Source organism: Pseudomonas sp. SORGH_AS_0199 (genome assembly GCF_031453735.1).
GTDB lineage: Bacteria > Pseudomonadota > Gammaproteobacteria > Pseudomonadales > Pseudomonadaceae > Chryseomonas > Chryseomonas aestiva.
The window spans coordinates 486,872-512,936 of record NZ_JAVJAE010000001.1 but is presented as its reverse complement, the minus strand read 5'-3'; the positions used below and the strand labels follow the sequence as shown (position 1 = coordinate 512,936).

Below are 26,065 nucleotides of genomic sequence, written 5' to 3'. Positions count from 1 at the left end.
CCTTCAGCGGGCGATGTCCTCCAGCGCCCGGTTGCGGGTGCGCGGGCCGAACAGGCCGATGGTCAGCACCACGATCAGCATGCTGGCGACGATGAAGGCGAGCACGCCCGGGGTGCCCAGGCGCTCCAGCAGGGTGCCGATCAGCAGGCTGCTGAACACCGTGGACAGCCGGCTGAAGGAATAGCAGAAGCCCACCGCCCGGGCGCGGATGGCGGTGGGAAACAGCTCGGCCTGGTAGGAGTGGAAGGCGAAGGTCAGCCAGGCGTTGCAGAAGGTGATGCCGATGCCACAGAGGATCAGACCGAGGGCGCCCTGCTGCAGGGCGAACAGGCTGCCGAAGCCCACCGTCCCCAGGGCGGAGCCGACGATCTGCCACTTGTTCTCGAAGCGATTGGCGATGCGCACGAACAGCAGCGGCCCCAGCGGATAGGCGAGGGTGATGACGAAGGCATAGCCCAGGCTGTGGGTCAGGCTCACGCCCTGGCCGGAGAGCAGCGCCGGCAGCCAGTTGCCGAAACCGAAGAAGCCGATGGCCTGGAACAGGTTGAAGACGATCAGCATGATCACCCGGCGCCGATAGGGTGATTGCCACAGCGCCGCGAAGCGCGCGCTTACCGCAGGTTCTTCCACCACTGCCGCTGGCGGCGGCAGCGGCTGGCCGCTGTCGGCCTGGCAGGCGGCTTCCAGGCGTTCCACGCCCTGTTCGGCTTCGTCCAGCCGGCCCTGCTGGGCCAGCCAGCGCGGTGATTCGGGCAGGCGCTGGCGCAGCCACCAGATGAACAGGGCGAAGACGGCACTGGACAGCACCACCCAGCGCCAGCCGGAGATCCCCAGCGGCGCCTGGGGCACCAGCCACCAGGACAGCAACGCCACCGCCGGCACCGAGAGGAACTGGAGGGCGAAGGCGAAGGCGAACGCCGAGGTGCGCATGGCCTTGGGCACCAGTTCCGACAGATAGGCGTCGATGGTCACCAGCTCCAGGCCCAGGCCGATGCCCACCACGAAGCGCAGGGCGATCAGCCCCAGGGCGGTGGTCTGCAGGCCCATGGCCAGGGTCGCCAGGGTGTAGCCGACCAGCGCCCAGGTAAAGATCGCCCGGCGGCCGAAGCGGTCGGCGATGGGGCTGAGCAGGCTGGCGCCGACGAACAGGCCGAGAAAGGTGGCCGCGGCGAAGGCGGCCTGGTCGGAGACGCCGAACACCCCGGCCGCGCCGGTCTGGAAGACGCCATCGCGCAACAGACCGGGGCTGATGTAGGCGGTCTGGAACAGGTCGTAGAGTTCGAAGAAGCCGCCGATGGACAGCAGCGCCACCAGGCGCCACAGGCTGCGGGTGGCTGGCAGGCGATCGAGACGCGCCGACAGGGCGGCGGCGCGCTGGGAGGGGGGCAGGGCAGTGGCCGAAGCCGAAGACGCAGAGGTCATGGGACGCTATCCAGAGAACAGTCGTCCTACAGCTTACGGATCAGCCCGTGCCGAATGTTGCCAAAGATTTCCAAGTGCAACGTACGGTTTGGCAGGAAATCGCGTTTTCGAGCCGGTTTCTGGCAGCGCCTTGCGTCGGTCAGGGAACCAGCGCCAGAGCGGTGCGCAGATCGACCACCAGGACATCCAGATAACCACCCTGTAGCGCGCCGCGGATGGCGTTGACCTTGCGCAGGCCGCCGGCCAGACCCACCACGCGGTCGATCTTCAGCAGTTGCGGCAGATCCACCGCGACTACCGTCTCTTCGCTGTCGTCCAGCACCGGCCGGCCCTGGGCATCGAAGTACCTCAGGCAGATGTCGCCCACCGCGCCGCGGGCGGCGAGCACCTCCAGCATGGCCTCGCCATGGTAGTTGCCGCTGTTGCGCAGTAGCTGCGACGGCTCCAGTTCGCCGATGCCGACCAGCGCCACGGTGAGCCGGGCGAAGCGTTCGGTCACCTCGCGCACCTCGTCCAGCTGCAGGATGCGCTGGCGACTTTCCGGTGACTGCTCGATGCTCTGGGACGGCAGCAGATAGGCCGGGCAACCCAGCAGGTTGGCCAGTTGCTGGGTCAGCAGGGTGGCCTCGAAGGCGCCCTTGTTGCCGACCCCGCCGAGCAGCTGCACCACCTCGGTCGCGCCCTGGCGACTGCTGCCCCGGTGCATGTGGCCGACCATGGCGCGGATGGTGGAGCTCCAGGAGGAGATGCCGATGTGGTCCTTCTCGGTGACGCTGGTTTCCAGGTAGTGGGCGGCCGCCGAGCCGATGGCCTGCTTGATGGCCTCTTCGTCGTCGCCGGTGGGTTCCACCACGATGGCCTGGCGGATGCCGTAGCGTTGCTGCAGCTGACGCTCCAGTTCCAGATGGAAGTTGCGCGGGCGCTGCACCGAGATGCGCACGATGCCTTCCTTGAGCGCTCGGCTCAGGGCGCGGCTGACGAAGGATTGCGACAGGTCGAGCTGTTCGGAGATCTGCGACTGCTTGAGTCCCTCTTCGTAGTAGAGGGAGGCGATCTTGGTCAGCAGGCGTTGTTCTTCGAGGTTACTCATCCAGATTCCCGGTACCAGCGGATACGCCGCGCTCGCGGCCGCCAGCCCGGACCGGGAAAGTCCCCTGGCCGCGACGAACTACCGAAAAGCAGGCACGTACCTGTTAGAAAGGCGCATTTTTCAGCTATTTTCCCTCAGCCTCCCATCGGACGCCAAGGCTTTTGCGGCCTGGCGTCCTGGCCCGAGGCGGCTCATCAGCGCGCGAGCTAGCGTCAGGCAAGGCGAAAAGCCCTGAGGAAGCCGAGTTTACGAATGGTAAATGAGCATTCCGAAGGGCTTTTCAACGCCGTGTGGCCGATGAGCAGCTTCTCAGGACATGATCAGGCCACCGTCCACATTGATCGCCTGGCCGGTGATGTAGGCGGCGTCCGCCGAGGCGAGGAAGGCCACCAGGCCGGCCACGTCGGCGGGGGTGCCGGCGCGCTTCATGGGAATGTTGCCGACCCACTCGGTCATCAGTTCGCCCTGGCCATAGCGCTTTTCCGGGGTGGAAAGGATCTCGCCCCAGACCCGGTCGTTGTAGTCCCACATCTCGCTTTCGATGATGCCCGGGCAGAAGGCGTTGACCGTGATGCCATGGCGCGCCAGTTCGTGGGCCAGACTCTGGGTGATGCCGATGACGCCCATCTTGCTCGCCGCATAGTGCGGCGTGTAGATGAAGCCCTGGCGACCCTGGCCGGAGCTGGTGTTGATCAGGCGTCCGCCACGCCCGGCGGCGACCATGCGCTTGGCCGCCTCGCGGCAGCACAGCCAGACGCCGGTGGTGTTGACCTGCAGGATGCGATCGAAGTCCTCGCGTGGCATGCGGTCGAAGGCGTCGATGGTAATGATCCCGGCGTTCTGCACCGAGACGTCGATGCGACCGAAGCGGGCCTCGGCCTGGGCATAGAGGTCGGCCACCGCCGCCTCGTCGGTGATGTCCACCACCAGCGGCAGCACCTCGGCACCGGTCTCGGCGGCCAGCCGCGCAGCGGTGTCGTGTACCCGCTCGGCGTTGGAAACCAGCACCAGGTTGGCGCCCTCACGACCGAAGCGCTCGGCGATACCCTCACCGATGCCACGGCAACCGCCGGTGATGACCACGGTTTGACCAGCGAAGCGACGTTCCACGTGAAACCTCCTAGGGCGGTTGGCGATCCGGCGCGCGTGATCGCCAGCGGTTGTTACCAGCAGACGAAACCACCATCGACGATCAGATCGACGCCGGTGCAGAAGGACGCCGCCGGGCTGCAGAGGAAAATCGCCGGGCCGACCATTTCCTCCACCTCGGCCATGCGGCCCAGCGGGGTGGTCTGCTCGAAGATCCTGACCTGGTCGGCCACCTCGGGACGGGTGTTCATCGGCGTGGCGGTGTAGCCGGGGCTGATGCAGTTGACCCGGATGCCGCGCTCGGCCCACTCCATCGCTAGGCTCTTGGTCAGGTGGATGACGCCGGCCTTGGAGGTGTTGTAGTGGGCCTGCAGCAGGCCGCGGTTGACGATGCTGCCGGACATGGAGGCGATGTTGACGATGGCTCCCTTGCCGCGCGGCAGCATCACCCGCGCCTGGGCCTGGCAGCTGAGCATCACCCCGGTGAGGTTGATGTCGAGCATGCGCTGCCAGCGCTCCAATTCCAGTTCCTCGGCCGGCTGGGCGTTGGCGATGCCGGCGCTGTTGACGGCGAGGCTCAGCGGGCCGAGTTCGGCTTCGGTACGGGCCACGGCGGCCTCGAGATCGGCAGCGCTGGTCACCGAGCCTTCCAGGGCCAGGGCACGGCGGCCGTGGGCCTGGATACGCTCGACGGTACCGGCCAGGTCGCGACTGCCGGGCAGGTCGAAGCAGGCCACCTGGGCCCCGGCCTCGGCGAGACCGATGGCGATGGCCTGGCCGATGCCGCTGCCGGCACCGGTGACGAAGGCGGTCTGGCCGCCGAGATCGAAGAGACGCATGGGAAAACTCCTAGTCAGGCGGTAGCCAATTCCATCACGGCCACCGGGGTGGCCTGTTCACGTTCGAGAATGCCCATCTGCTGGCCACGGCTCATCACCATGACCCGGTGCGAGAGGCCGAGGACCTCGTCGAGGTCCGAGCTGACCACGATCACCGCCATGCCGGTGGCCGCCAGTTCGGCGATCACCTGGTAGATGGCGGCGCGGGCGCCGACGTCGATGCCGCGGGTGGGCTCGTCGAGGATGAAGACCTTGGGATTGCGCGCCAGCCACTTGGCGATGATCACCTTCTGCTGGTTGCCACCCGAGAGGGCGGCGATGGCCTGCTCCGGCTGGCCCTTCACGCCGAGCCGCGCCACCGCCTTGCGGGCGAAGGCGCGCAGCTTGCCGGGCAACACCCAGCCACCGGCGGCGAGCAGATCGGTGTTGCCATAGATGAGGTTTTCCTCGATGGCGTGGTCGACCACCACGCCCTGTTGCTTGCGATCCTCGGGCACCAGCACGATGCCGGCCTGGATGGCTTCGCACGGGCTGGCGAAGCGGCAGGTCCGGCCTTCCAGCACCAGGGTGCCGGTGACCTGTTCGGCCGCGCCGGCGATGGCGCGGACCAGTTCGGTACGGCCGGCACCGACCACCCCGGCGACGCCGAACACCTCGCCGGCGCGCACCGCGAAATCGATGTGCTTGAGCGGCATCTCGCGGCAGCTGAGATCCTTGACCCGCAGCACCTCCTGCGTACCGGGCGCGGCCATGGTCGGGAAGATGCGTTCCACGCTGCGCCCGACCATCTCTTCCACCAGTTGCCGCACCGGCACCTGGGCGGTGGCGTGCAGGGCGATCTGGCGGCCGTCGCGCAAGACCAGCACCCGGTCGGCGATGCGCGCGATCTCTTCCAGACGATGGCTGATATAGATGAAGGACACGCCCTCGGCCTTGAGCCGCTCGACCTGGGCGAACAGCAACTCGGTTTCTTCGCCACCCAGGGCCGCGGTGGGCTCGTCGAGGATCAGCAGGCGTGCCTTGAGGGTCAGCGCCTTGGCGATCTCCACCAGTTGCTGGGCAGCCACGCTGAGGCCGGCCACGGTGCGTGTGGCGGGTACCTTCAGGCCCAGGCGATCCAGCTGGCGCTGGGCCTCGGTTGCCATGAAGGCGCGATCGATGCGCCCGCCGCGCATGGGCAGGCGGCCGACGAACATGTTTTCGGCGATGGTCAGCTCCGGCAGCAGGCGGATCTCCTGGTGGATCAGGCCGATGCCGGCGGCCAGCGCGGCGCCGGGGGAATCCGGGACGTAGTCGCGACCCAGCCAGGTCATGCGCCCACCGGCCTCGGGGGGTACCAGGCCGGCGATGATCGACGACAGCGTGGACTTGCCGGCGCCGTTCTCGCCGAGCAGGGCCAGGACCTCACCCGGCTGGATGTCGACGTCCACCCCGGCCAGCACCTCGATGCCGGCGTATTTCTTGCCGATGTTTCTCAGGCTGAGAGCGGCGGGCTGTTCCAGGGGCATGACGGCGGACATGGGGCCTCCGAAGGGGGAGCTGAAACGGTGCCTCCCTTGGGAGGCACCTGGGGCAGGAGCCAACACGATCTCGCGAGCTAGAGCCAACCCAGTTGAATGCGGCTGGGGGATCTCAACCAGGTGTGTGCTCGGATTTACGCGTGGTAAATGAGCAGTCCGACCGGGCTGGCGCTCCAGACTGTATTCAACGCAGGTTGGCCGACGCGCAGCAGATCGTGGTTACGGATGGTTCTCGATGAAGGGGGCGACATTATCCTTGGTGGTCAGGATCGCTTCCTGCAGCTGCTCCTTGGGTACCTGCTTGCCTTCCTTGAGCGCCACCGCCGATTCCAGGGCCATGCGCCCCATCTTGCGGGTCTGCTGGGTCATGGTGGCGGACAGGGTGCCGGCGGCCACGGCCTTGAGGCCGGCCACGTCGCCGTCGAAGCCGACGATGGTCACCGGATGGTCGAGGTTGGCGACCTTGACCGCCTGGGCGGCACCCAGGGCCATGGCGTCGGCCCGGCCGAAGAAGACGCTGATGTTGGGATCGCGCTGGAGCATGTCCTGGGCCACGGCGAAGCCCTTGTCCTGGGCCCACTCGGCGGGCTGCTGGGCGACCACCTTCAGCTCGGGAAACTTGGCCAGGCCTTCGGCAAAGCCCTTGGCGCGATCGTTTTCCGGCGTGGTGCCGATCTGGCCCTGGAGGATGGCGACGCGGCCCTTGCCGTTGGTGACCTTGCCGACGTATTCGGCGAGGGTGCGGGCGGCGGCGACGCTGTCGCTGGCGATGAAGGTGTCACCCGGGGCGTCGGGGGCGTTGCGGTCCACCGCCACCACCGGGATGCCGGCGGCCTTGGCCGCCTTGACCGGGACACCGGCGGCGGTGGCGCCGGCCGGGATGTAGATCAGGGCGTCGACCTGGCGGGTGATCAGGTCCTGGATCTGGTTGACCTGGGTCGCCGAGTTGCCCTGGGCGTCCACGGTGATCACCTTGATGCCCTTGGCCTTGCCTTCGGCCTCGACGGCCTGCTTGATCTGATTGAAGAAGTCGGCCTGCAGGTTGGCCACGGCCAGGCCCACGGTGAGTTCCTTGGCCTGGGCATTGAGGGCGCCGGTGCAGGTGATGGCGGCGAACAGGGTACTGAGCAACAGCTTCTTGGGGGTCAGCATGGATGGCACTCCGTTGTTATTGTTGTACTGCGGTGACGAGACGAAGCAGATCTGACCTAGCGCTGCCCGTTACGGCGGCGCAGGGTGTCCAGGGTGACGGCCAGGGCGATGACGATGCCGATGACCACCTGCTGCACGAAGGGCGAGACCCCCAGCAGATTCAGGCCGTTGCGCAGCACGCCGATGATCAGCACCCCGACCAGGGTGCCACCGACGCTGCCGACGCCGCCGCTGAGGCTGGCGCCGCCGATCACCACCGCGGCGATGGCATCCAGCTCCATGGACAGGCCGGCGCTGGGCTGGGACGAGTCCAGGCGCGCCGCCATGGCCACCGCGGCCAGGCCCGCCAGGGCGCCACTCAGGGCATAGATCCAGATGGTGATGGTGCGCACCTTGATGCCCGACAACCGTGCCACCTCGGCGCTGCCGCCCATGGCATAGAGGTTGCGGCCACCCGCGCGAAAGCGCAGGAACACCCAGGCCACCAGCAGCATCAGCAGGAACAGCCCGACGGTGACCGAGAGGAAGCCGAAGTGCCGCACCGTGGCCAGGTTGGTGAACCAGTCCGGAAAGCCGACGATCTGGCGCCCGTCGGTGAGGATGTTGGCCAGGCCGCGGGCCACCGACATCATGGTCAGGGTGGCGATGAAGGCGGGCAGCCGGGCCCGGGCGATGAGCAGCCCCGAGACCAGGCCGCAGACCAGGCCACCGAGGATGGCGGCAGGAATCGCCAGGCCCAGCGACCAGCCGATGTCTTGGTAGAGCCAGCCCAGCAGCATCATGGAGAAGGCCAGCACCGAGCCCACCGACAGATCGATGCCGCCGATGACGATGACCAGGGTCATGCCGATGGCCAGGATGCCGAGCACGGTCACCTGGTCGAGGATGTTGAGGGCGTTGCGCACGGAGAAGAAGTACTCCGAGGCAAAGGAGAACACGGCGATCAGCAGCGCCAGGCCGATCAGCGGGCCGCCGACGTTGCGTGGCAGGCGCAGTGCCAGGCGAGCGAGGGGCTTGGCGGGTGGCGAGGCGGTCGGGGCTTTGGCGTCCACGCACTTCTCCTAGGGGTTATTGTTCTTGTGTCCGGCTCGCCTGAATATTTATGCGTGCCTGATTTTTAATTCAGACTCCGCCTGTTCCGGATGGAAGTCAAGCGCCTTTTCATCGCTGCGTGCCGAACACGATGGCTTCGGCAATCCCGCATCCCGCCCCGCATTCTATCCGCTCGCCAGATCGCCAATGGCCTTTCCTGGCTATTGACGGCCCCACGGATTGGGGTCTAAATGATAAATATATTTTCAGTGACGAATAAATATTCATAAGACGCCCACTGAAACCTCGGCAGGCGTCTGCTCCATCGCAGCTTCGGATACCCGAGGGGGTCGCCTGATGAATCCGTTCCAGTACGACGTCGCGCAGATTCGCGAAAAGGCCCGGCTGATCCGCCGGCGCGTCATCCAGCTCAATGCCGGCTCGCCTGCCGGCGGCCATACCGGGGCGGATCTGTCGGAGACCGACATCCTCGCCACCCTCTATTTCCGCCTGCTCGACGTCGCCCCGGAACGCCTCGCCGATCCCCAGCGCGACATCTACATCCAGAGCAAGGGCCATGGCGTCGGCGGCCTCTACTGCTGCCTGGCCGAGGCCGGATACTTCCCGCCGGAATGGCTCGACACCTACCAGCATTTCGACTCCCACCTGCCGGGTCATCCGGTGCGGCAGAAGACCCCTGGCATCGAGCTCAACACCGGCGCCCTCGGCCACGGCCTGCCGGTCGCCACCGGGATCGCCCTGGCCGCCCAACGCGATGGCAGTCCGCGCCGCGTCTATGTGCTGACCGGTGACGGCGAACTGGGCGAGGGCTCCAACTGGGAGTCGGCGCTGACCGCCGCCAAGTACCGGCTGGACAACCTCACGGTGATCGTCGACCACAACCGCCTGCAACTGGCCGGTCCCACCGCCGAGATCCTGCCGCTGGAGCCCCTGGCCGAGAAGTGGCGCGCCTTCGGCTTCCATGTGGTCGAGTGCGATGGCAACGACGTGGCCCAGCTGGTGGAGACCCTGGAAGCCCTGCGCGAACACCGCGGCCAGCCCCAGGTGCTGATCGCCAATACCGTCAAAGGCAAGGGGGTTTCCTTCATCGAAGGCAAACCTGAATGGCACCACCGGGTGCCCAAGGGCGACGAGATCGCCGCTGCACTGGAGGAACTCGACCATGGCCACTGATACCCAGACCCCGGGTGAAGCCCATCTCGCCAGCGTCATGGTCGAGGCCTTCATCGCCGCGGTGGACGCCGGCGTCGACCTGGTGCCGGTGGTCAGCGACTCCACCTCCACGGCCAAGATCGGCCCCTTCGTCAAACGCTTCCCGGAGCGCCTGGTCAACGTCGGCATCGCCGAACAGACCCTGGTCGGGGTGGCCGCCGGCCTGGGCCTCGCCGGCAAGGTGGCGGTGACCTGCAACGCCGCGCCCTTTCTGATCTCCCGCGCCAACGAACAGGTCAAGGTGGACGTCTGCTACAACAGGTCCAACGTCAAGATGTTCGGGCTCAACGCCGGGGCCAGCTATGGTCCCCTGGCCAGTACCCACCACAGCCTCGACGACATCGCCGTGATGCGCGGCTTCGGTAACGTGGAGATCTATGCGCCGGCCGATGGCCGCGAGTGCCGGCAGATCGTCGAGCACGCCCTGGCCCATGACGGTCCGGTCTATATCCGCCTGGACGGCAAGGCGCTGCCCGATCTGCATGGGTCCGACTACCGTTTCGTCCCCGGTCAGGTCGATGTGCTGCGCCAGGGTCACGACGTCAGCCTGGTGGCCCTGGGCTCGGTGGTCCACGAGGCGGTGGAGGCCGCGCGGTCGCTGGCCGAGCAGGGCATCAGCGCCCAGGTGATCAATCTGTCGTCAATCCGTCCGCTGCAGCGCGAGGCGCTGCTGGAAGCCCTTTGCGCCGCTCGCGGCGGGGTGGTCACGGTGGAAGAGCACAACGTCAACGGCGGGGTGGGCAGCCTGGTCGCCGAGGTCATGGCCGAAGCCGCGCTGGGCGTGCCGCTGATCCGCCTGGGCATCGCCGATGGCGAGTATGCTGCCGCCGGTGGCCGCGGGCCGACCCGCGCCAAGCACGGTATCGATGCCGCCGGCATCGTTGCTGCGGTGCAGCGCCTGCGCTGAGGCTCAGGCGTCTGCCACGACAAGAACAACAGGAGCTGCCATGGCCGCCGAACCGCTGATCCTCGCCCTCGACGAGGGCACCACCAATGCCAAGGCGATCCTGGTGGATCGCGCCGGTCGGGTCGTGGCCCGCGGTTCTCGGCCGCTCACCGTCCAGCATCCGCAGGCGGGCTATGCCGAGCAGGATCCCCTGGCCATCTGGCAGGCCCTGCAGGGCGCCATCGGCGATTGCCTGGCCCAGACGGACGCCCCCCTGGCGGCCATCGCCATCAGCAACCAGCGTGAATCCGCCCTGGCCTGGGAGCGCAGCAGCGGCCAGTTGCTCGGCCCGCTGGTGAGCTGGCAGTGCAAGAGATCCCAGCCGCAGTGCGAAGCCTTGCACGCCGCCGGTCACGGCGAGTTGATCCTGCAGCGCAGTGGCCTGGCGCTGGACCCGATGTTTTCCGCCGGCAAGTGGCGCTGGCTGCTCGATCAGATTCCCGACGGCACGGCCCGCGCCGCCGCCGGCGAGATCTGCCTGGGCACCGTGGACAGCTGGCTGCTTTGGCAACTCAGCGGTGGCACGAGCTTTCTCATCGACGCGGCCAATGCGGCCCGTACCCAGTTGCTCGACCTGCGCGGTGGTGACTGGGATCCGCAGCTGCTGGGTCTGTTCGGCATTCCCCGGGCGGCGCTGCCGGAGATCCGCTCCAGTGCCGGCTGCTTCGGCGAGACCCGTGCCCAGGGCCCGCTGCCGGCCGGTCTGCCGATCCTGGCGATGATCGGCGATTCCCATGCGGCGCTGTTCGGCCAGGGCGGTTTCGTCCCGGGCAAGGTCAAGGCCACCCTGGGTACCGGCTCCTCGCTGATGACCCCCATCGCCGAACCCGTGGTCTCCGCCCATGGCCTGGCCACCACCCTGGCCTGGCGCCTGGGCGAGACCCCGACCTTTGCCCTGGAAGGCAACATCGTCCACACCGGCGCCGCCGTGGGCTGGACGGCGCGGCTGCTGGGCGGCGCCGGAGAGCTGGAGGCCCTGGCCGCCGAAGCCGCGGCGCTGCCGGACAACGGCGGCGTCTACTTCGTCCCGGCGTTGGGTGGCCTCGGTGCGCCGCACTGGCGGGCCGAGGCGCGCGGACTGTTCTGCGGCCTGGCGGAGAATTGCGGGCGGGCGCACCTGATGCGCGCGGCCCTGGAAGCCATCGCCTACCAGATTCGCGACGTCTTCGACGCCATGCAGCAGGACAGTCCGACGCCCTTGGACGAACTCTGGGTGGATGGCGGCGCCACGCGCAACGAATGGCTGCTGCAATTCCAGGCCGATCTCCTGCAGCGCCCGGTGATCTGCAGCCTGTCGCCGGAGGTCTCGGCGCTGGGCGCCGCCCACTTGGCCGGCCATGCCCTGGGCTGGTGGCAGGACGCCGCGGCCCTGGCCGATCTCGAACGGCCCCGCCGCCGTTACGAACCCCGCGCCAATGCCGTGCCCGAACTCTATGCCGGCTGGCGCCAGGCGCTGGAGCGGACGCTGCTGTAGCGCCCCTAGGTTGGGTTGAAACGGCTCCATCGCCGCAGCCCAGCAACGCGGATTCGATCTGGGCACCGTTGGGCTGCGCTGCGCTCAACCCAACCTGCGGCGGCTCTCCCGAAAGGAGAGGGGCCAGCCCGGTAGCGTGGAAAACGGCGCAGCCTTTTCCACTGTGACGTCGTGATGGGCTGTCCGAGCGGGCGTTCGTTTTCATCCGTCCTGGCAGGATCGGGCCGACTGGCGCGACCCTACTCGTGGGCGGAGGCCGACCTGGCTCAGGTCGGCAGGGTCATGAAGATCTGGGTGCCCTGACCGGGGCGGGAGACCACGCCGATGCGCCCCCCATGCTGGCGGATGATTTCCTTGCACAGGGCCAGGCCCAGGCCGGCGCCGCCCTTCTGGCTGCCGATCTGCACGAAGGGCTCGAACACCCGGCCCTGCTGGGCGTAGGCGATGCCCTCGCCATTGTCCTGCACCGCCATCAGCAGCTGCTCGTTCTGGCGCATGGCCTGGATGACGATACGGCCGCCCGCCGGGGTATGGCGCAGGGCATTGCTCAGCAGGTTGTCGAACACCCGGCCCAGTTGCTTGGGATCCAGGCTGACGCGTGGCAGCGGCGTGTGCAGCAACTCGACGGCCAGCTCGACATCGCGCTCGCGGGCCTCGTCGGCGTGGCGGGCACGGGCCGCCTCCAGCAGATCGCCGATCTCGCTCGGCAATTTTTCCGGACGCTGCAGACCGCTCTGGTGACGGGAATAGTCCAGCAGGTCGTTGATCAGCTGCACCAGGCGATGGGTTTCCTCGTCCACCGTCTGCAGCAGAAAGGCCTCGCGGGATTCCGGCGCCACCTTGAGGCGTTCGCGCAACAGACCGAAGGCCATGTGCATGCCGGTGACCGGGGTGCGCAATTCGTGGGAGGCGCGCAGGACGAATTCGTTGCGCACCCGGTCGAAAGCGCGCTGCTCGGTGACATCGCGCAGCACCATCAGCGCGCCCACGCTGCGCCCGTCGGCGTGGTTGACCGGGGTCAGACTCCAGGCCAGCAGCCGCACCTCGTCGTCGACGCGAATCTCCAGGTCTTCGGGCGCCGCATCCAGGGCACCGCCGGCCAGGACGCGCTGCACGCTGGCCTCGATTTCCGGACGTTCCAGCGCCGCGATCAGGGATTCACCCAGGTGATTCTCGTTCCAGCCCAGCTGGCGGCAGGCCACCGGATTGGCGTGTTCGATGTTGCCCTGGGGATCGAGGATCACCAGGCCGTAGTCGATGCTGTCGAGCACTGCCTGCAGGCGCCGCTGCCCGGCCACCAGCGCCTCGACATTGGTCTGGCTGAGGCGGTGCAGGGCCTGGGCCATGTTGCCGAAGCGGCGGCTGAGCAGGGTGAATTCGGCGATCTGCGAGGTCGGCAGCTGGACGTCGAAGTTGCCCTGGCTGATGCGCTCGGCGGCCTTGGCCAGGCCATCGATGGGGCCGGTGAAGCGCCGGGCGATGCCGTTGGCGGTCACCACCCCGGTGACCAGGATGGCCACGCCGATCAGCGCCAGCAGCAGGGCGATGATCACCGCGCGGTCATGGGCCTCGTCCTGCATGCGCTCCAGGGTCACCACGTAGCTGCGCTGCAGGTCGTAAATGCGCGTGCGCAGCGCATTGAGGGTTTGCTGGAAGCCGCGATCGGCGCGCAACTCGCCATAGCCTGCCGGCGGTGAGCGCAGGTAGTCGGCGAAGCGCTGGTAGCGCTGCTTGACGTCTTCCAGGATGGCCAGCTGCTCGGGATTGCGCATCTGCCCTTCGACCCGTTGCAGGTACTCCTGGAAACGCTGCTGGGCCGCCACCAGTGACTGCGGATCGGGTGCCCCGTCGAGCATCTGGAACAGGCTGTTGCTCAGCTCCTGGCGCATGTTCAGCGTCAGGTTGATGAAGTCCAGGTTGCTGCGGGTCTGGACGCTCTGCTCGCGGGCCAGGTGCAGCACGCTGACCAGGCCGACCAGCAGCCCGATGAGGGCTACGGCGATCAGGGCGGAGATGCTGAGAAAGAGGCGGGTGTGCAACTTGATCGGCAGCTTCATAGCCCGTACTGCTTGCGTTTTCGATAGAGCGTGGAGGCGTCGATGCCCAGGGTCTTGGCAGCCTGGTCGAGGGTTTCGCTGGTGGCCATCACCGCGGCGATGTGGGCGCGCTCCAGGGCTTCCAGACTCAGCGCCTCGCCGACCCGCGGTGCGCTGGCGGCGCCGCCGGTGGCCGGGCTGTCACCCAGGCCCAGGTGATTGACGTCCACCAGGTCCTGGCCGCAGATGATGCTCGCGCGTTCGATGACGTTGCGCAGTTCGCGGACGTTGCCCGGCCAGCCGTAGTTGCGCAGGGCGTCCAGGGCCGCCTCGCTGAAGCCGTGGGCGGGTCTGTTGTAGTCCTTGACGAAGCGGGCGAGGAAACGCTCGGCGAGATCGACGATGTCTTCCTTGCGCTCGCGCAGCGGCGGCAGGTTGAGCACGATGACGTTGAGGCGATAGAGCAGGTCTTCGCGGAATTCGTTTTCCGCCACCATCTGTTCCAGGTTGCGGTTGGTGGCGGCGAGGATGCGCACGTCGGCGCGGCGGGTCACCGGATCGCCGACGCGTTCGTATTCCCTGTCCTGGATGAAGCGCAGCAGCTTGGGCTGCAGGGCCAGGGGGAAGTCGCCGATCTCGTCGAGGAAGAGGGTGCCGCCGTCGGCCTGGCTGACGCGGCCGAGGGTGCTCTCGCTGGCCCCGGTAAAGGCGCCGCGGGTATGGCCGAACATCTCGCTTTCCATCAGATCGGCGGACAGCGAGGGGCAGTTGATGGTGACGAAGGTCTTTTTCGCGCGACGACTCCAGGCGTGGATGGCGCGAGCCAGTTCGCCCTTGCCGGAACCGGACTCGCCGAGGATCAGCACGTTGGCATCGGTGGTGGCGACCTGTCGGGCGGTCTCCAGGATGCTCATCATCGTCGGACTGCGCGAATCGAGACCGGCGCTGGATTTGCGCACCTCGCCTTCGAGCGCCTCCAGGCGCGCCGAGAGCTGGCGGAACTCCAGCTGCTTGGCCGCGGCCATGCGCAACTGGTCGGGACTGCAGGGTTTCACCAGATAGTCGGCGGCGCCGGCCTGCATGGCGTCCACCGCGGTGTCGATGGCCGAGTGGGCGGTAACGATCACCACCCGCATCCAGGGTGCCTGGATGCGCATCTGCTGCAGGACGTCCAGACCGTTGTCCGCGCCCAGGCGTAGATCGAGAAAGCAGAGGTCGTAGACCTGACGTAGCAGCAGGGCTTCGGCCTGGGCCGCGCTGTTGGCCGTGGCGACGCTGTAGCCGGCGTCTTCCAGACAGAAGCGGAAGGTACGCAGGATGGCGGCTTCGTCGTCCACGAGCAGGATGCGACCGCTGGTTTGTTCCATGACGGCAAAACTCCAGGCCAAAGGGCCGAAACGCGCTAAAGGACAGGGCTGGCAGTTAGTCCATGATACATCGTGCAAGTTGCAATCCACAGGACCATCGGGCTATCGACCGTCCCTCTGCGAGCATCGTGCAGATCGCAACCCGGAGGGGCGAAAACGGGGAAAAGACGGTTTTCCCGGTGCTCGGGAAGACTTTTATCCGGTCATTTGCCGTTGCGCCTGGCAGCCGACCGGACCGGGACCATCCAAGCAACCCCTGGCCATCATGCAAAACGCAATGCTTCAGGCGTTGCACCTTGCAAGGTGCATGTGTGGCGGCTACCAGTGAAAACTGTAAGTTTTTGATTTATAAGGTAAAAAAGGTTTTCGAAAAGCTGGCACGTAGTCTGCAATCTCCTTGGCAAGCCGGCCTTAGGGCCAACGGACTGCAGGAGAGACCCGATGATCAGCCAGACCCTTCGCAAGCACTTGGTAGGTACTGCGCTCTTCGCTTGCTTCGCCAGCGCCGCCGTCGCTGCCCCTCAGGGCCAGGACGTCAGCCGCGAACAGGCCCTCATCGCCTCCACCCGCATTGCTGCCCAGGCCATGGTGCCCGCAGCCAAGCCGCTGGCAAGTCAAGGTCGTGGGGAACTCAAAGCCATCCCGGCACAGTCCAACGGTGACCGTCTGGTAAAGCAGACCCGCTGGGTATTCTGAGGTCATGACGATGATGTGGATGCTGCTGGTGATTGTGTTGTTCGCTGGAGCGGCGGTTGTGATCGGGATGTTGCTCAGCGCTTTGATAATGGGTCGTGCGCTCAATCAGACGCACAACCTCAACGGTCTGGATCTCGATCTGACCGCTGTGGAACCACGGATGGCGAGTCTGGATACCCAGGATTTCGCTAATAAAACCACTGCTCGCTGGACAGGTGCTGTCGTCCGCTGAGTGCACTTGTAATACATAGGAGAAACACCATGCTGAGCTGGGCTATCACTTTCCTGATCATCGCGATCATCGCAGGCGTCCTGGGTTTCGGTGGCATCGCCGGTACTGCCACCAGTATCGCCAAGATCCTGTTCGTGCTGTTCCTGGTGCTGTTCGTGGTGTCGTTCTTCATGGGCCGTCGTCGTCCCTGACGCCAGCCTCATGAAAGACAGGCTGTCGGTCGTGACGACCGGCAGCCGAGGCGCTGTCATTGAATTGCAGCTTTAAGCCGATTCAATGGACAACCTCGAAGTCGTCTCCTGATCCGAGACGCAAGGGCCACAAGGTCGGGACGCTCTGCAGTAAGGGAGGGTTCCAAGAGTACAGGGAGTACTTTCGCACTCGCGGCGGACTGGGCTGGATACGACCACACCCCTGAATTCGACCGGTTTCGTCTCAAGCGAAACCTGCCGGTGTCAGGGGTGTTGTCGTTTTGGCGCAGTGAAAAGGCGGGTGCCCGGGGCGGGCTCAGCCCTGCCAGAAGGCTTCCCACCAGGAGCGTTCGCCGCGAACGTCTTCCAGTACTACCGTGCAGGTGGTGCCAGCCGCCAGCAGCAGCCCCTCGGGCAGCGGATCCAGGGCGATGCGCACCGGTACCCGCTGGGCCAGGCGAACCCAGTTGAAGGTGGGATTCACGTCGGCGGTGAGTTCACGACTCTGGGGATTGTCCCGGTCATAGATGCCGCGGGCGATGCTTTCCACATGTCCGCGCAACGTCTGGCCGCTCATCAGGCGCATCTCGGCTGCCGCTCCCACCTGCACGTGGGGCAGCTTGGTTTCTTCGAAGTAGCCATAGACCCAGAACGAATGGGCGTCGATGACGGCCAGCTTGGGCGCGCCCGCGGCGGCGTAATCGCCCTTGAACACCGAAAGGTTGGTGACGTAGCCGTCGACCGGCGCCAGTACCCGGGTGCGCTTGAGATTGAGGCGCGCCGATTCCAGCTGGGCCTGGGCCTGGCGCAGATCGGCCTCGGCGGCCAGGGCGGCGCTGCTGGCGTCTTCGCGGTTCTCGCGGGAAACCACCAGGCTGTCGATGTCGGCACGGCGGCGGGCGTTCTGCTGGCGCATGGCGAGGGTGGCCTTGCGCGCGGCGACCGTGGCCTCGGCCTGATGCACGGCGATCTCGTAGTGCTCCGGATCGATCTGCAGCAGCAGGTCGCCCTTGTTGACCCACTGGTTGTCGCGCACGGCGATCTCGGTCACCAGACCCGCCACGTCGGGCGCGATGGTGATGACCTCGGCGCGCACCCGGCCATCGCGGGTCCAGGGATCGTTCATGTAGTGCACCCAGAGCAGCCGCCCGAGGATCAGCGCCAGGCAGACCACCAGCAGGGTAAAGAGCACGCCGAAGAGTTTCTTGAGGATCATGGCAGGAGTCCTAGCGATAGACGCACAGCGCCAGGGCGCAGTAGAGGCAGATGAACAGGGCCAGGCGCAGCAGCGCCGGATGCCAGACGACGTGGTAGAGGCCGACCGCGGCAAGCACCCGGTCCAGCGCCCAGGCGAGCAGGGCGGCGACCAGGAACAGCACCGTCACGGTGGGCAGGTAGAGGCCGTGGAAGGCGATTTCACGGGGCATGGGGAATCTCGTGATAGCGGGCCAGGGGCCCCTGGGGATCGAGCAGGGCACTGCGGATGAAATGCAGGTCGCTCTGCACCTGGCGCAGGGGCGACTCGTCATAGGGCAGTTCCGGCGGTTCGGTCACGGTCGCCACGGCAAGCAGGGCCGCGTCCACTGCCACCAGCGCCCGCCGCAGATGTTCCGCGCCGGGCTTGAGGAAGAGGCGCACCAGGGCGCGCCCGAGCACGCGGATGGCCTGGCGCCAGGCGCTGCCCTCGGCATAGCGCGGGGTCGCGGGCAGGCGGGCCTGCAACTGGCGCAGTTCGATCACCGCATGACCGATCTCCAGCACCACGAAGGCCCAGCCGATCAGGCGCCGCTGCGCTTCACCGCGTCCGGCGCTGACGCCATAGGCTTGGTTGAGCAGGTCGCGGGTCTGGCCTTCGAAGGTCGGCGCCAGGTGCGGCAACGGCGCGCTCACCGCCCGCACCAGCTGCTGGCGCAGGTCACGCTCCAGGCGGCGCCACAGCCAGGGGCTGTTGGGTGGCAGCAGCACCGCCGAGACCGCCGCGGTGATCACCATCGACAGGACCACGGCGATGCCGTTGTTGATGAAGACGTAGGCGTCGTAGACCGGCGGATTGTCGGGAATCGAGGTGAAGCAGAAGAACACCAGGCAACCCAGGCCATAGCCCATCCAGCCCGGGCGCAGGGAAATCCAGGTGCCCAGCATGAACACCGGCGCCAGGGTCAGCAGCAGCAGCGGCAGGCCGCTGATCCAGGGAAAGACGAAGAAGGTCAGGAAGAAGCCCAGCACCACGCCGCCACTGGCGCCGACCGCCATCTGCAGGGCGGTGCGCTTGGGATCGGGCGAGGCCGAGGCCAACGCCGAGACGGCCGCGGCGTTGAGCGCCAGCATGCCGCCGCTGGGATAGGCGCTGGCGATCCAGAAGGCGCCCAGCACCAGCACCAGAAAGGCGCTGCGGAGGCCGGTGACCGCCGCGCCCAGGGCATTGGCCTTGGCCACGAAGCGCGGCTTCCACTGTTCGCGACTGTGGCGTGGCGCCGCCAGGGAGGCATGGGTCTGCAGATAGCCGTGCCATTCGCCAGTGAAGCGAAAGAGCAGCTCCACGGCGGTCTCGAAGTCCCGCCGGTCAGCTTCGCTCAGGGGCGGCAACTCGGCACGCAGGGCGCGAATGCGCGGCCGCAGAACCTGGTGCAGCTGCTCCAGACGCGCCGCCGCCACCAGGGCCGCGCGTTCGGTAAGGGCCTGGCCACGCCATTCCTCGAACACCTCCAGCAGCGGCGCCCAGAGGCGTTCGAGGGCTGCCAGCGGCAACTGGGCGTCGCGCTCGCGCAGGCGCATCAGCAGGCGGCTGAGGGCATGCAGGCGGGTAGTCAGGCCCATGAATTCGGCGTTCAGCCGGGCCAGGCGCCCGCTGCGCATGCGCATGTGCGGGTCTTCGAAGGCCGAGGCGCTGCGCAGGCTTTCCAGCCCCACCGCCTCGGCGGCCAGGCGTATTCCGGCAGCCTCCAGGGAGGCACGGTCGAGACGACCGCGCAGGACGTCGGCGGCCAGTCCGGCGAAGCCGCCCATGCGCCGATAGAGAGTCGCGCGCATGGCCGTGGCGCTGGTCTGCGGAAAGACCGCCGCGCTCACCGCGCCGCTGCAGAGCACGCCCAGGGTGATGGCCAGCACCCGCATCACCGCCGACATGAAGGCGGTGTCGGCATTGAGCGCGGCAGGGATGCCGATCAGCGCGGCGGTGTAGCCGGCCAGCATGCAGGCGTAGCTGCGAAAGTCCCGGTAGCGCGCCGAGCCGGCCACGCAGAGGCCGATCCACAGCGCCAGGAAGATTAGGAAGGGCACCCGTTCCTGGGCGAACAGGGCGATCAGCACCAGCATCACCGCCAGTCCCAGCAGGGTGCCCATCACCCGATAGAAGCTCTTGGCCAGCACCTGGCCACTCTGCGGCTGCATGACGATGAACACGGTGATCACCGCCGAGCTGGGATGCGGCAGTTGCAGGCGCATGGCCAGCCACAGGGTCAGGCTGGCGGCGAGCAGCACCTTGGCCTGGTACAGCCAGAGGCTGCCATCGCTGCGGGCCCAGGCGCCGAGGGCCTGGCGCAGCGGCGCACCGGTGGCGGTGCCGGCAGTCATCGGGGGGCTCGCTCGACGGCGACGCGCGCCGGCACCAGGTCGTGGTCGCCCGGGCCGCGTTCGAGGTCCGCGCCGCCACCGAGGGCGACCAGGGCCGCGGCCTGGGCCGCCAGGCGCAGGGCGTGCACCTGGGCGGTGACGCGTTGCTGGGCGAACAGCCGGGTCTGGGCGTCGAGCACGTGCAGGTAGTCGGTCAGGCCGCGGCGAAAGGCCTCGCGGGCGATGTCGTAGGTGCGCTGGGCCTCCTGGCTGGCCTGGTCGGCGAGGGTGGCCTGCCGGGCTGCCGAATCGGCCTTGATCAGGGCGTCGGAGATGTCCTTGAGGGCGTCGACGAGGGTCTGGTTGTAGGCGCTGACGGCCACGTCGTAGGCCGCCGACTCCGCGCCGAGGCGACCGCGCAGGGCGCCACCGTCATAGATCGGCAAGGAAAAGGCGGGACCTATGAAGGAGCCGGTCTTGGCGTGGGTCAGCATCTCGCTGAGGCGACCCAGGGTCAGGAACTGGCCGACGTTGGCCACCAGGTCGATGTTGGGATAGAAGCTGGCGCGGGCGACGTCCACGCCCTTCGCCGCCGCGGCGATCTGCCAGCGACGCGCCACCACGTCGGGGCGCTTGCCGACCAGTTCCAGCGGCAGGGCGCTGGGCAGGCGCGGTGCCGCGCCCAGGGTCAGGCGCGGGCGTTGCAGGCGGGCGCCGGTACCCGGGCCCTTGCCGGCCAGGGCGGCGAGCTGGTTGCGATCCAGCGCCAGGGTCTCGTCCAGGGCTTCCAGCTGGCGTTCGGTCTCGGGCAGCAGGGCGCGCGCCTGGCTGACCTCGAACTGGGTGCCGAGGCCACCGTCCAGCTGGCGCTGGGCGAGGTCGGCCAGGTGCCGCTGCTGCTCCAGGGTGGCGGCGAGGATGTCGCGCTGGTCGTGGTGCAGGGCGAAGCCGATATAGCTGCGGACGATGTTGCCGGTCAGCTCCAGCTCGGCCGCGCGCACCTCGGCGGCGGCCTGGTGGGCCTGGTCCAGGGCCTGGGCGCTGGCGTCGCGTTCGCGGCCCCAGAAGTCCAGGGCATAGCTCAGACCCAGTTCGGCATTGTTGTTCCAGGTGGTGCGATCGGCCAGCTCGCCCGGGCCATAGAAGCCGTCGGTGGGCCAGCTGTAGCGCTTGAAGGCGCCCTTGCCCTCGACCTGCAGGGCTTCGCGGGATTCGGCCAGGCCGGCCAGGGACTCGGCGCGGCGCACCCGGGCGGCAGCCGTGGCCAGGCGCGGGTTGTCCGCCAGGGCGCCGCTGATCCAGGCATCCAGCTGGGGATCGCCATAGGCGCGCCACCACTGGCGCTCGGGCCAGGCGGCCTGGCTGGCGGCGGCCTGGATGGCACCGTCGGTGGCCAGCGCCTGGTCGTCGAGACGCTGCGCCTGGGGCGCGTTGTGACCGGTACCGATACAGCCGGCCAGCAGGGTCGCGAGGGCGACCACCGAGAGCGCAGGCCAGACTCTGCTAGAGGAAGGCGACACGTGGAGGTCCGTTGGCAACAGGGCCAAACCTGCGTCTGGCATGAGGCAGCGCAGCGAGGTTGGCGAGATGAGCTGGAACTGAAGAGGACGCCTGTAGAGGACGGACGTAAACCGCGAGGTCAGCGGACGTTACCATTAGGCTGCTAACGATTCTATAAAATTCCGGGGTGGTCGATTAGCGCGTCAACCCGCGAATCTTTGTTTCACATACTGAAATAATATGGAGAATGACGCTTTTCCCGACTGTCGAGGCGGCATGGACACCCTGCACAACATGCGCGTTTTCGTCGCCGTGGTGGAAAGCGGCAGCTTCACCGGCGCGGCCCAGACGCTGCAGACCACCACGGCCCACGTCTCCCGGGCGGTGGCCCATCTGGAAACCCATCTGCGCACCCGCCTGCTGCACCGCACGACGAGACGCATCGCCCTGACCGAAGCCGGCCAGCGCTACCTGGCGCGCTGCGAGCAGATCCTCGCCTATGTCGAGGAGGCCGAAGCCGAGGCCGGGCACGCCCAGGCGCGGCCCGAAGGGCGGCTGCGGGTGCACAGCATGACCGGCATCGGTCAGCATTACGTGATCCGCGCCATCGCCGGCTATCGCGCCCTGCACCCCGAGGTGCGCTTCGACCTGACCATGGCCAACCGCATCCCCGATCTGCTGGAGGAGGGCTTTGATCTCGCCATCGTGGTAGCCGTGGAGCTGCCCGACTCCGGCTTCGTCTCCCAGCAGATCGGCCACACCTACAGCATACTCTGCGCCTCGCCGGCCTATCTGCAGGAGCATGGCCAGCCGCAGACGCCGGCGGAGCTGGCCAATCACGCCTGCCTGAGATTCATCAGTCCGGTGGTGTCCTTCGACCGCTGGCACTTCGACGGCCCCAATGGACCGGAAACCTATCGCATCGGCGAGACCCCCTTCCAGGTCAACGTCGGCGACGCCATGACCGAGGCCCTGCGCCAGGGGCTGGGGATTGGCGTGCTGCCGCTCTATTCGGCGGTGGACGGCCTGCGCGACGGCAGCCTGGTGCGGGTGCTGCCGGCCTATCGCCTGCAGCGCCTCAACGTCTATGCCCTCTATGCCTCGCGGCAGTACCTGGATGCCAAGATCCGCACCTGGGTGGCCTATCTGCGCGAGCAGATTCCCGGGGCGCTGGAGGCGGACGAGGCCTTCGTGCGGGCCGTCAGCGAAGTCGTCGGCCAAGCGCATTGAGATCGGCGGGGCGCTTGGACTAAGCTCGGGGGAGACCGGGCTGCACGCCGGGTCACAGTTAGTAAGCTATTGAAATATCGCCCGGTATCGCGGTCCTGAGGGCGACAGGACGGCTGCTCGACGGCACGCTCCGGTGGCGTCGAGGTCCATGTCCCGAGTCGGTGGTCACGCCGACGGACCGCCGTGCAGGACGGCCGGATCATGCAGGCGGTCAGGGACCGCCGTCAGTACCACGGGAGTCCAATGAGCGCTACCGCAGGACCCACTTTGAGATTCGCCGACCAGCCGCTCAAGGGCATCGCCCTGATCTGCCTCGCGGTCTGGCTGTTCGCTTCCCACGATGCCCTCTCCAAGTACCTGTCCGGCTTCTATCCGGTGGTCATGGTGGTCTGGGCCCGCTACCTCTCCCACACCCTGCTGATGATGGGCATCTTCATCCCGCGCTCGGGGCTGGCGGTGATCCGCACCAAGCGGCCGGGGTTGCAGGTGCTCAGGGCGCTGTGCCTGATCGGCTGCAGTCTGTTCTTCACCACCGGGCTGCGCTATCTGCCGATGGCCGAGGCCACCGCGGTCAACTTTCTCGCCCCGCTGATGGTGACGGCACTGTCGGTGCCGCTGCTCAAGGAGAGCGTGACCCGCAGCCAGTGGGCGGCGGTGCTGGCCGGCTTCATCGGGGTGCTGGTCATCGTGCGGCCGGGCGGCCAGCTGTTCACCCCGGCGGTGCTGCTGCCGGTCTGCTCGGCGGTGTGCTTCGGGCTCTACCAGCTGCTGACGCGCCTGCTCAGCGGCATCGACAGCCCCACCACCAGCAACTTTCTCACCGGCATCATCAATACCCTGGTGCTGAGCAGCGTGGTGCCCTTCTTCTGGGAGATCCCGACCCTGACCCACGGCTTCATGCTGGCGCTGCTCGGCCTCTTCGGCATGTCCGGCCACCTGCTGCTGACCCAGGCCTTCCGTTATGCGCCGCCGGCGCTGCTGGCGCCCTTCAGCTACGGCCAGATCGTCACCGCCGGCATCATCGGCTACCTCGTCTTCGGCCATGTGCCGGACAGCGGCGCGCTGATCGGCATCCTCATCATCTGCGCCAGCGGCCTGGCGGTGGCCTGGCAGCAGAGCCGCAAGGCCTCCAGGGCCAAGAAGGCCCGGGCGGTGCCGGCGGCGCAACCCGAGGCGCTGCCGGAGGTGGTGGCCGATGCCGCCGCGGGCGCTCCGGCTCAGCGCAGTCCGTAATCGGCGATGATCCCGATGAGGATCGCCAGACCCGCCCAGTGGTTGTGCAGGAAGGCCCTGAAGCACACCAGCGGGTCACGGTCGCGGGTGACGTGGAATTCCCAGGCGAAGCAGCCGGCTGCCACCAGCAGGCCCAGGTAGAAGGGCAGGCCCAGGCCGAAGCGGCCGCCGGCCAGCGCCAGGCAGAACAGCGTCAGGCCCTGCAGGGTGGCGATTATCACCCGGTCGGCGTCGCCGAACAGGATGGCGGTGGATTTCACCCCGATCTTGAGATCGTCTTCGCGGTCGGCCATGGCGTAATAGGTGTCGTAACCCACCGTCCAGATCACGTTGGCGACGAACAGCAGCCAGGCCGCCGCCGGCAACTCGCCGGTCTCGGCGGTGAAGGCCATGGGCATGCCCCAGGAAAAGGCCGCACCCAGTACCGCCTGAGGGTAGTAGGTATATCTCTTCATGAAGGGATAGAGCGCCGCCACGCCAAGGGCGCCAAAGGACAGCCAGACGGTGGTGGCATTGGTGCAGAGCACCAGGCCGAAGCTGAGCAGCACCAGCACGGCAAAGAACAGCAGGGCTTCCTTGGGCGAGATGCGCCCGGTGGCCAGGGGACGATTCTTGGTGCGGGCGACATGGCCGTCGAAGTTGCGGTCGGCGAAGTCGTTGATCACGCAGCCGGCCGAGCGCATCAGCACCACGCCGAGCACGAAGATCAGCAGATTCTTCAGACTCGGCACGCCCTCGGCAGCGATCCACAGCGCCCAGAGGGTGGGCCAGAGCAGCAGATAGATACCGATGGGTCGGTCCAGCCGGGTCAGTTGGACAAAGTCGCGGATGCGCTCGCGGCGCGGACGCGTGGCGATCACCCGGGCGCTGGGCTCGGGGCCGCGGGGCGCGGCAGGACGGCGATCACGGGGACGGGAGGCGTTCTTTTTCATCGGACGGCTGCATGGTGAAGGGCCTGGCGATTATAGGGGCCCCGGGGCGTCGCCGCTGCCGTCGTGATGCTCCGCCTAGCCCTCGCGCCCGGCGTGAGGCCAGAAGGCCGGCAGAAAGACCTCGCCCACCAGGATCGCCAGGGGACCGCGCCGGAACACCGAGCGCCGGGCCCAGCAGGGCGCGGTTGCCGCCCCTGCGGGCAGCCAGGCCAGTGGATAGCGGCAGGCTTGCAGCGGCCCGCGGACAAAGGCCGGTGCCTGGAACAGCCAGTGCCCGAGCGGCCGCTCGCCCAGCGCCGCCAGGTCGAAATCCGCCGCTTCCAGGGCCGTGCGCGCCGCCACGCTGCGGGCGAAGACCCAGGCTTCGCCATTGCCGCGCAGCCAGACCTCGCGCACCCAGCCGGGGCTGGCCGGCGGCACTTCAAGCGCCTGGCACTCGTCCGGGCGCAGCGGTTGCCAGCCCTGGGCGATCACCTCGACGGCGAAGCGTCCATCGCTGAGGGCGGTCAGCCGTTCGGTGAGGGAACCACGGTCCGCATAGAGCCAGCCGAGCGGCGCCTCGGCGTAGTCCGGCTCGGCGCCGGCCGCTGCGTAGGTCAGCCAGCGCGGGCCGCCGTCACAGGCCCCAGACATTGCCCAGGGTGCTCAGCAGGGAGGGCTGGGTGCCTTGCTTGCCGAGATAGCCGAGGATCACCTGGGCGAACTGGCTGGTCATGCCACTGTTCATGCCCAGGGCGTTGAAGGTCTTGTCGACGTCCTGGCGGCTGTCGACATTGCCCAGCAGGCTGCCCAGCGGACTCTGCTTGGCATCCTGACCGCCGCCACCGAGCAGACTGCCCAGGCCGCCCAGTTGCGCCAGGCCGCCAGTGGCATTGGCGCCGGCCAGCTGATCCAGGCCTGGCACGGCCTTGGCCAGCTGGCGATAGTCGTTGCCCACCAGCTGATTCTTGGCCAGGCCGAGCAGGGCGCCGGTGCCGCCCACCGCCTGCTGCGGGGTGACGTTGAGCTGGCTGGTCAGCGCCTGCAGCAGGCCCTGGGCCTGGGGCGTGGCCGCCGCGGCGGCGGTGGCCTTGGCGTTGTTGTTGCCGTTGGCGCCGTTGTAGGCGTTGACGGCGTCGTTGAGGTTGAAGGCGAAGACCGGACTGGCGGCGAGCACCAGCGGCAGGGCGAGAACGGACAGACGCATGGGCGGACTCCAGCGGGTTGCGTGAAAGGTCAGAGGATAACCCGACGGCGATGACCACAGACTGAACGGCGTCCCTGCAGGGAGCGGACGCTGCGGTTATCATCGCCGTTTTG

The 26,065-nt window shown here is 67.6% G+C and carries 24 protein-coding genes; 8 read left to right on the top strand and 16 right to left on the bottom strand.

What is annotated here, in order from left to right:
* Window positions 1–3 precede the first annotated feature (3 nt).
* From QE444_RS02455 to QE444_RS02425, 7 genes are all read right to left on the bottom strand, one after another.
* Complete coding sequence (locus tag QE444_RS02455; protein WP_280310223.1) at window positions 4–1,422, bottom strand: MFS transporter; 1,419 nt, start codon at window positions 1,420–1,422, stop codon at window positions 4–6.
* Between the two features lie 139 nt (window positions 1,423–1,561).
* Entirely contained in the window at window positions 1,562–2,512 is a 951-nt protein-coding gene (locus QE444_RS02450) for a sugar-binding transcriptional regulator (RefSeq protein WP_027600541.1), read from the bottom strand.
* A 309-nt stretch (window positions 2,513–2,821) separates the two neighbouring features.
* On the bottom strand, window positions 2,822–3,622 hold the full coding sequence (locus tag QE444_RS02445; protein WP_280310225.1) for an SDR family oxidoreductase: 801 nt from the start codon (window positions 3,620–3,622) through the stop codon (window positions 2,822–2,824).
* A gap of 53 nt (window positions 3,623–3,675) precedes the next feature.
* Window positions 3,676–4,440 (bottom strand): SDR family oxidoreductase, encoded by a 765-nt coding sequence (locus tag QE444_RS02440; protein ID WP_133860277.1) that lies wholly within the window; start codon window positions 4,438–4,440, stop codon window positions 3,676–3,678.
* A gap of 14 nt (window positions 4,441–4,454) precedes the next feature.
* Complete coding sequence (locus QE444_RS02435) at window positions 4,455–5,960, bottom strand: sugar ABC transporter ATP-binding protein (protein WP_309737287.1); 1,506 nt, start codon at window positions 5,958–5,960, stop codon at window positions 4,455–4,457.
* 219 nt (window positions 5,961–6,179) lie between these two features.
* Window positions 6,180–7,112 (bottom strand): sugar ABC transporter substrate-binding protein, encoded by a 933-nt coding sequence (locus tag QE444_RS02430; RefSeq protein WP_027597270.1) that lies wholly within the window; start codon window positions 7,110–7,112, stop codon window positions 6,180–6,182.
* Window positions 7,113–7,168: 56 nt separating this feature from the next.
* A complete protein-coding gene (locus QE444_RS02425; RefSeq protein ID WP_133860279.1) occupies window positions 7,169–8,164 on the bottom strand; it encodes an ABC transporter permease in 996 nt (331 codons plus the stop codon).
* A 337-nt stretch (window positions 8,165–8,501) separates the two neighbouring features.
* Here QE444_RS02425 and QE444_RS02420 point away from each other — a divergent pair, with 337 nt between their 5' ends.
* The 3 genes from QE444_RS02420 to QE444_RS02410 are packed head-to-tail and all read left to right on the top strand — an operon-like array spanning window position 8,502 to window position 11,797.
* Window positions 8,502–9,338, top strand: coding sequence for a transketolase (locus QE444_RS02420; RefSeq protein ID WP_133860280.1), 837 nt, complete (start codon window positions 8,502–8,504; stop codon window positions 9,336–9,338).
* Window positions 9,328–10,284: a transketolase family protein gene (locus tag QE444_RS02415; protein WP_187980700.1), complete on the top strand. Its 957-nt coding sequence runs from the start codon at window positions 9,328–9,330 to the stop codon at window positions 10,282–10,284. Before QE444_RS02420 ends, QE444_RS02415 begins: the two co-directional genes overlap by 11 nt.
* Window positions 10,285–10,324: 40 nt before the next feature.
* Window positions 10,325–11,797: an FGGY family carbohydrate kinase gene (locus QE444_RS02410; RefSeq protein ID WP_282280809.1), complete on the top strand. Its 1,473-nt coding sequence runs from the start codon at window positions 10,325–10,327 to the stop codon at window positions 11,795–11,797.
* Window positions 11,798–12,063: 266 nt separating this feature from the next.
* On the opposite strand, the gene QE444_RS02405 is transcribed toward QE444_RS02410, so the two are convergent.
* Together QE444_RS02405 and algB are read right to left on the bottom strand one after the other, a co-directional pair.
* Window positions 12,064–13,854: an ATP-binding protein gene (locus tag QE444_RS02405; protein WP_133860283.1), complete on the bottom strand. Its 1,791-nt coding sequence runs from the start codon at window positions 13,852–13,854 to the stop codon at window positions 12,064–12,066.
* Complete coding sequence (algB, locus tag QE444_RS02400; RefSeq protein WP_309737286.1) at window positions 13,851–15,200, bottom strand: sigma-54-dependent response regulator transcription factor AlgB; 1,350 nt, start codon at window positions 15,198–15,200, stop codon at window positions 13,851–13,853. Before algB ends, QE444_RS02405 begins: the two co-directional genes overlap by 4 nt.
* A gap of 441 nt (window positions 15,201–15,641) precedes the next feature.
* Between algB and QE444_RS02395 the strand changes: the two genes are divergently transcribed.
* Genes QE444_RS02395 through QE444_RS02385 form a run of 3 tightly spaced genes read left to right on the top strand, consistent with a single transcriptional unit; the run spans window position 15,642 to window position 16,319 of the window.
* Window positions 15,642–15,896: a hypothetical protein gene (locus QE444_RS02395; protein WP_007160204.1), complete on the top strand. Its 255-nt coding sequence runs from the start codon at window positions 15,642–15,644 to the stop codon at window positions 15,894–15,896.
* Between the two features lie 19 nt (window positions 15,897–15,915).
* Window positions 15,916–16,128 carry a hypothetical protein gene (locus QE444_RS02390; RefSeq protein WP_309737285.1) on the top strand — a complete coding sequence of 71 codons (213 nt, stop codon included), beginning with the start codon at window positions 15,916–15,918 and terminating at the stop codon, window positions 16,126–16,128.
* Between the two features lie 29 nt (window positions 16,129–16,157).
* On the top strand, window positions 16,158–16,319 hold the full coding sequence (locus QE444_RS02385) for a DUF1328 domain-containing protein (RefSeq protein WP_007160206.1): 162 nt from the start codon (window positions 16,158–16,160) through the stop codon (window positions 16,317–16,319).
* 316 nt (window positions 16,320–16,635) lie between these two features.
* On the opposite strand, the gene QE444_RS02380 is transcribed toward QE444_RS02385, so the two are convergent.
* The 4 genes from QE444_RS02380 to QE444_RS02365 are packed head-to-tail and all read right to left on the bottom strand — an operon-like array spanning window position 16,636 to window position 21,391.
* Window positions 16,636–17,535 carry an HlyD family secretion protein gene (locus QE444_RS02380; RefSeq protein ID WP_309737284.1) on the bottom strand — a complete coding sequence of 300 codons (900 nt, stop codon included), beginning with the start codon at window positions 17,533–17,535 and terminating at the stop codon, window positions 16,636–16,638.
* Between the two features lie 10 nt (window positions 17,536–17,545).
* A complete protein-coding gene (locus QE444_RS02375) occupies window positions 17,546–17,746 on the bottom strand; it encodes a DUF1656 domain-containing protein (RefSeq protein ID WP_007160208.1) in 201 nt (66 codons plus the stop codon).
* The gene (locus QE444_RS02370; RefSeq protein WP_282280811.1) at window positions 17,736–19,892 is read right to left on the bottom strand and encodes an FUSC family protein; all 2,157 of its coding nucleotides are present in this window, start codon (window positions 19,890–19,892) and stop codon (window positions 17,736–17,738) included. Before QE444_RS02370 ends, QE444_RS02375 begins: the two co-directional genes overlap by 11 nt.
* On the bottom strand, window positions 19,889–21,391 hold the full coding sequence (locus QE444_RS02365; protein WP_285385918.1) for an efflux transporter outer membrane subunit: 1,503 nt from the start codon (window positions 21,389–21,391) through the stop codon (window positions 19,889–19,891). Before QE444_RS02365 ends, QE444_RS02370 begins: the two co-directional genes overlap by 4 nt.
* A 256-nt stretch (window positions 21,392–21,647) precedes the next feature.
* Between QE444_RS02365 and QE444_RS02360 the strand changes: the two genes are divergently transcribed.
* Together QE444_RS02360 and QE444_RS02355 are read left to right on the top strand one after the other, a co-directional pair.
* Window positions 21,648–22,601: a LysR family transcriptional regulator gene (locus QE444_RS02360; RefSeq protein ID WP_133860288.1), complete on the top strand. Its 954-nt coding sequence runs from the start codon at window positions 21,648–21,650 to the stop codon at window positions 22,599–22,601.
* Window positions 22,602–22,844: 243 nt separating this feature from the next.
* Window positions 22,845–23,834 (top strand): DMT family transporter, encoded by a 990-nt coding sequence (locus QE444_RS02355; RefSeq protein WP_133860289.1) that lies wholly within the window; start codon window positions 22,845–22,847, stop codon window positions 23,832–23,834.
* Here QE444_RS02355 and ubiA read toward each other — a convergent pair.
* The 3 genes from ubiA to QE444_RS02340 form a co-directional block, all read right to left on the bottom strand.
* Window positions 23,819–24,766: a 4-hydroxybenzoate octaprenyltransferase gene (gene ubiA, locus QE444_RS02350; RefSeq protein WP_273861034.1), complete on the bottom strand. Its 948-nt coding sequence runs from the start codon at window positions 24,764–24,766 to the stop codon at window positions 23,819–23,821. The two genes, QE444_RS02355 and ubiA, sit on opposite strands and share 16 nt — an antisense overlap.
* Window positions 24,767–24,841: 75 nt before the next feature.
* Entirely contained in the window at window positions 24,842–25,399 is a 558-nt protein-coding gene (locus QE444_RS02345) for a chorismate lyase (RefSeq protein ID WP_285385915.1), read from the bottom strand.
* Window positions 25,383–25,952 carry a DUF2780 domain-containing protein gene (locus QE444_RS02340; RefSeq protein ID WP_133860291.1) on the bottom strand — a complete coding sequence of 190 codons (570 nt, stop codon included), beginning with the start codon at window positions 25,950–25,952 and terminating at the stop codon, window positions 25,383–25,385. Before QE444_RS02340 ends, QE444_RS02345 begins: the two co-directional genes overlap by 17 nt.
* Window positions 25,953–26,065: the final 113 nt, after the last annotated feature.

Excerpts from the sequence above, each read along its gene's own strand:
- QE444_RS02440 (WP_133860277.1), bottom strand. The coding sequence starts at position 4,440 with ATGCGTCTCTTCGATCTCGGCGGCCAGACCGCCTTCGTCACCGGTGCC.
- QE444_RS02375 (WP_007160208.1), bottom strand. The coding sequence starts at position 17,746 with ATGCCCCGTGAAATCGCCTTCCACGGCCTCTACCTGCCCACCGTGACG.
- QE444_RS02410 (WP_282280809.1), top strand. The coding sequence starts at position 10,325 with ATGGCCGCCGAACCGCTGATCCTCGCCCTCGACGAGGGCACCACCAAT.
- QE444_RS02380 (WP_309737284.1), bottom strand. The coding sequence starts at position 17,535 with ATGATCCTCAAGAAACTCTTCGGCGTGCTCTTTACCCTGCTGGTGGTC.
- QE444_RS02435 (WP_309737287.1), bottom strand. The coding sequence starts at position 5,960 with ATGTCCGCCGTCATGCCCCTGGAACAGCCCGCCGCTCTCAGCCTGAGA.
- QE444_RS02405 (WP_133860283.1), bottom strand. The coding sequence starts at position 13,854 with ATGAAGCTGCCGATCAAGTTGCACACCCGCCTCTTTCTCAGCATCTCC.
- QE444_RS02455 (WP_280310223.1), bottom strand. The coding sequence starts at position 1,422 with ATGACCTCTGCGTCTTCGGCTTCGGCCACTGCCCTGCCCCCCTCCCAG.
- ubiA (WP_273861034.1), bottom strand. The coding sequence starts at position 24,766 with ATGAAAAAGAACGCCTCCCGTCCCCGTGATCGCCGTCCTGCCGCGCCC.
- QE444_RS02395 (WP_007160204.1), top strand. The coding sequence starts at position 15,642 with ATGATCAGCCAGACCCTTCGCAAGCACTTGGTAGGTACTGCGCTCTTC.
- QE444_RS02450 (WP_027600541.1), bottom strand. The coding sequence starts at position 2,512 with ATGAGTAACCTCGAAGAACAACGCCTGCTGACCAAGATCGCCTCCCTC.
- QE444_RS02385 (WP_007160206.1), top strand. The coding sequence starts at position 16,158 with ATGCTGAGCTGGGCTATCACTTTCCTGATCATCGCGATCATCGCAGGC.
- QE444_RS02360 (WP_133860288.1), top strand. The coding sequence starts at position 21,648 with ATGGACACCCTGCACAACATGCGCGTTTTCGTCGCCGTGGTGGAAAGC.
- QE444_RS02390 (WP_309737285.1), top strand. The coding sequence starts at position 15,916 with ATGCTGCTGGTGATTGTGTTGTTCGCTGGAGCGGCGGTTGTGATCGGG.
- algB (WP_309737286.1), bottom strand. The coding sequence starts at position 15,200 with ATGGAACAAACCAGCGGTCGCATCCTGCTCGTGGACGACGAAGCCGCC.
- QE444_RS02345 (WP_285385915.1), bottom strand. The coding sequence starts at position 25,399 with ATGTCTGGGGCCTGTGACGGCGGCCCGCGCTGGCTGACCTACGCAGCG.
- QE444_RS02340 (WP_133860291.1), bottom strand. The coding sequence starts at position 25,952 with ATGCGTCTGTCCGTTCTCGCCCTGCCGCTGGTGCTCGCCGCCAGTCCG.
- QE444_RS02355 (WP_133860289.1), top strand. The coding sequence starts at position 22,845 with ATGAGCGCTACCGCAGGACCCACTTTGAGATTCGCCGACCAGCCGCTC.
- QE444_RS02415 (WP_187980700.1), top strand. The coding sequence starts at position 9,328 with ATGGCCACTGATACCCAGACCCCGGGTGAAGCCCATCTCGCCAGCGTC.
- QE444_RS02420 (WP_133860280.1), top strand. The coding sequence starts at position 8,502 with ATGAATCCGTTCCAGTACGACGTCGCGCAGATTCGCGAAAAGGCCCGG.
- QE444_RS02430 (WP_027597270.1), bottom strand. The coding sequence starts at position 7,112 with ATGCTGACCCCCAAGAAGCTGTTGCTCAGTACCCTGTTCGCCGCCATC.
- QE444_RS02370 (WP_282280811.1), bottom strand. The coding sequence starts at position 19,892 with ATGACTGCCGGCACCGCCACCGGTGCGCCGCTGCGCCAGGCCCTCGGC.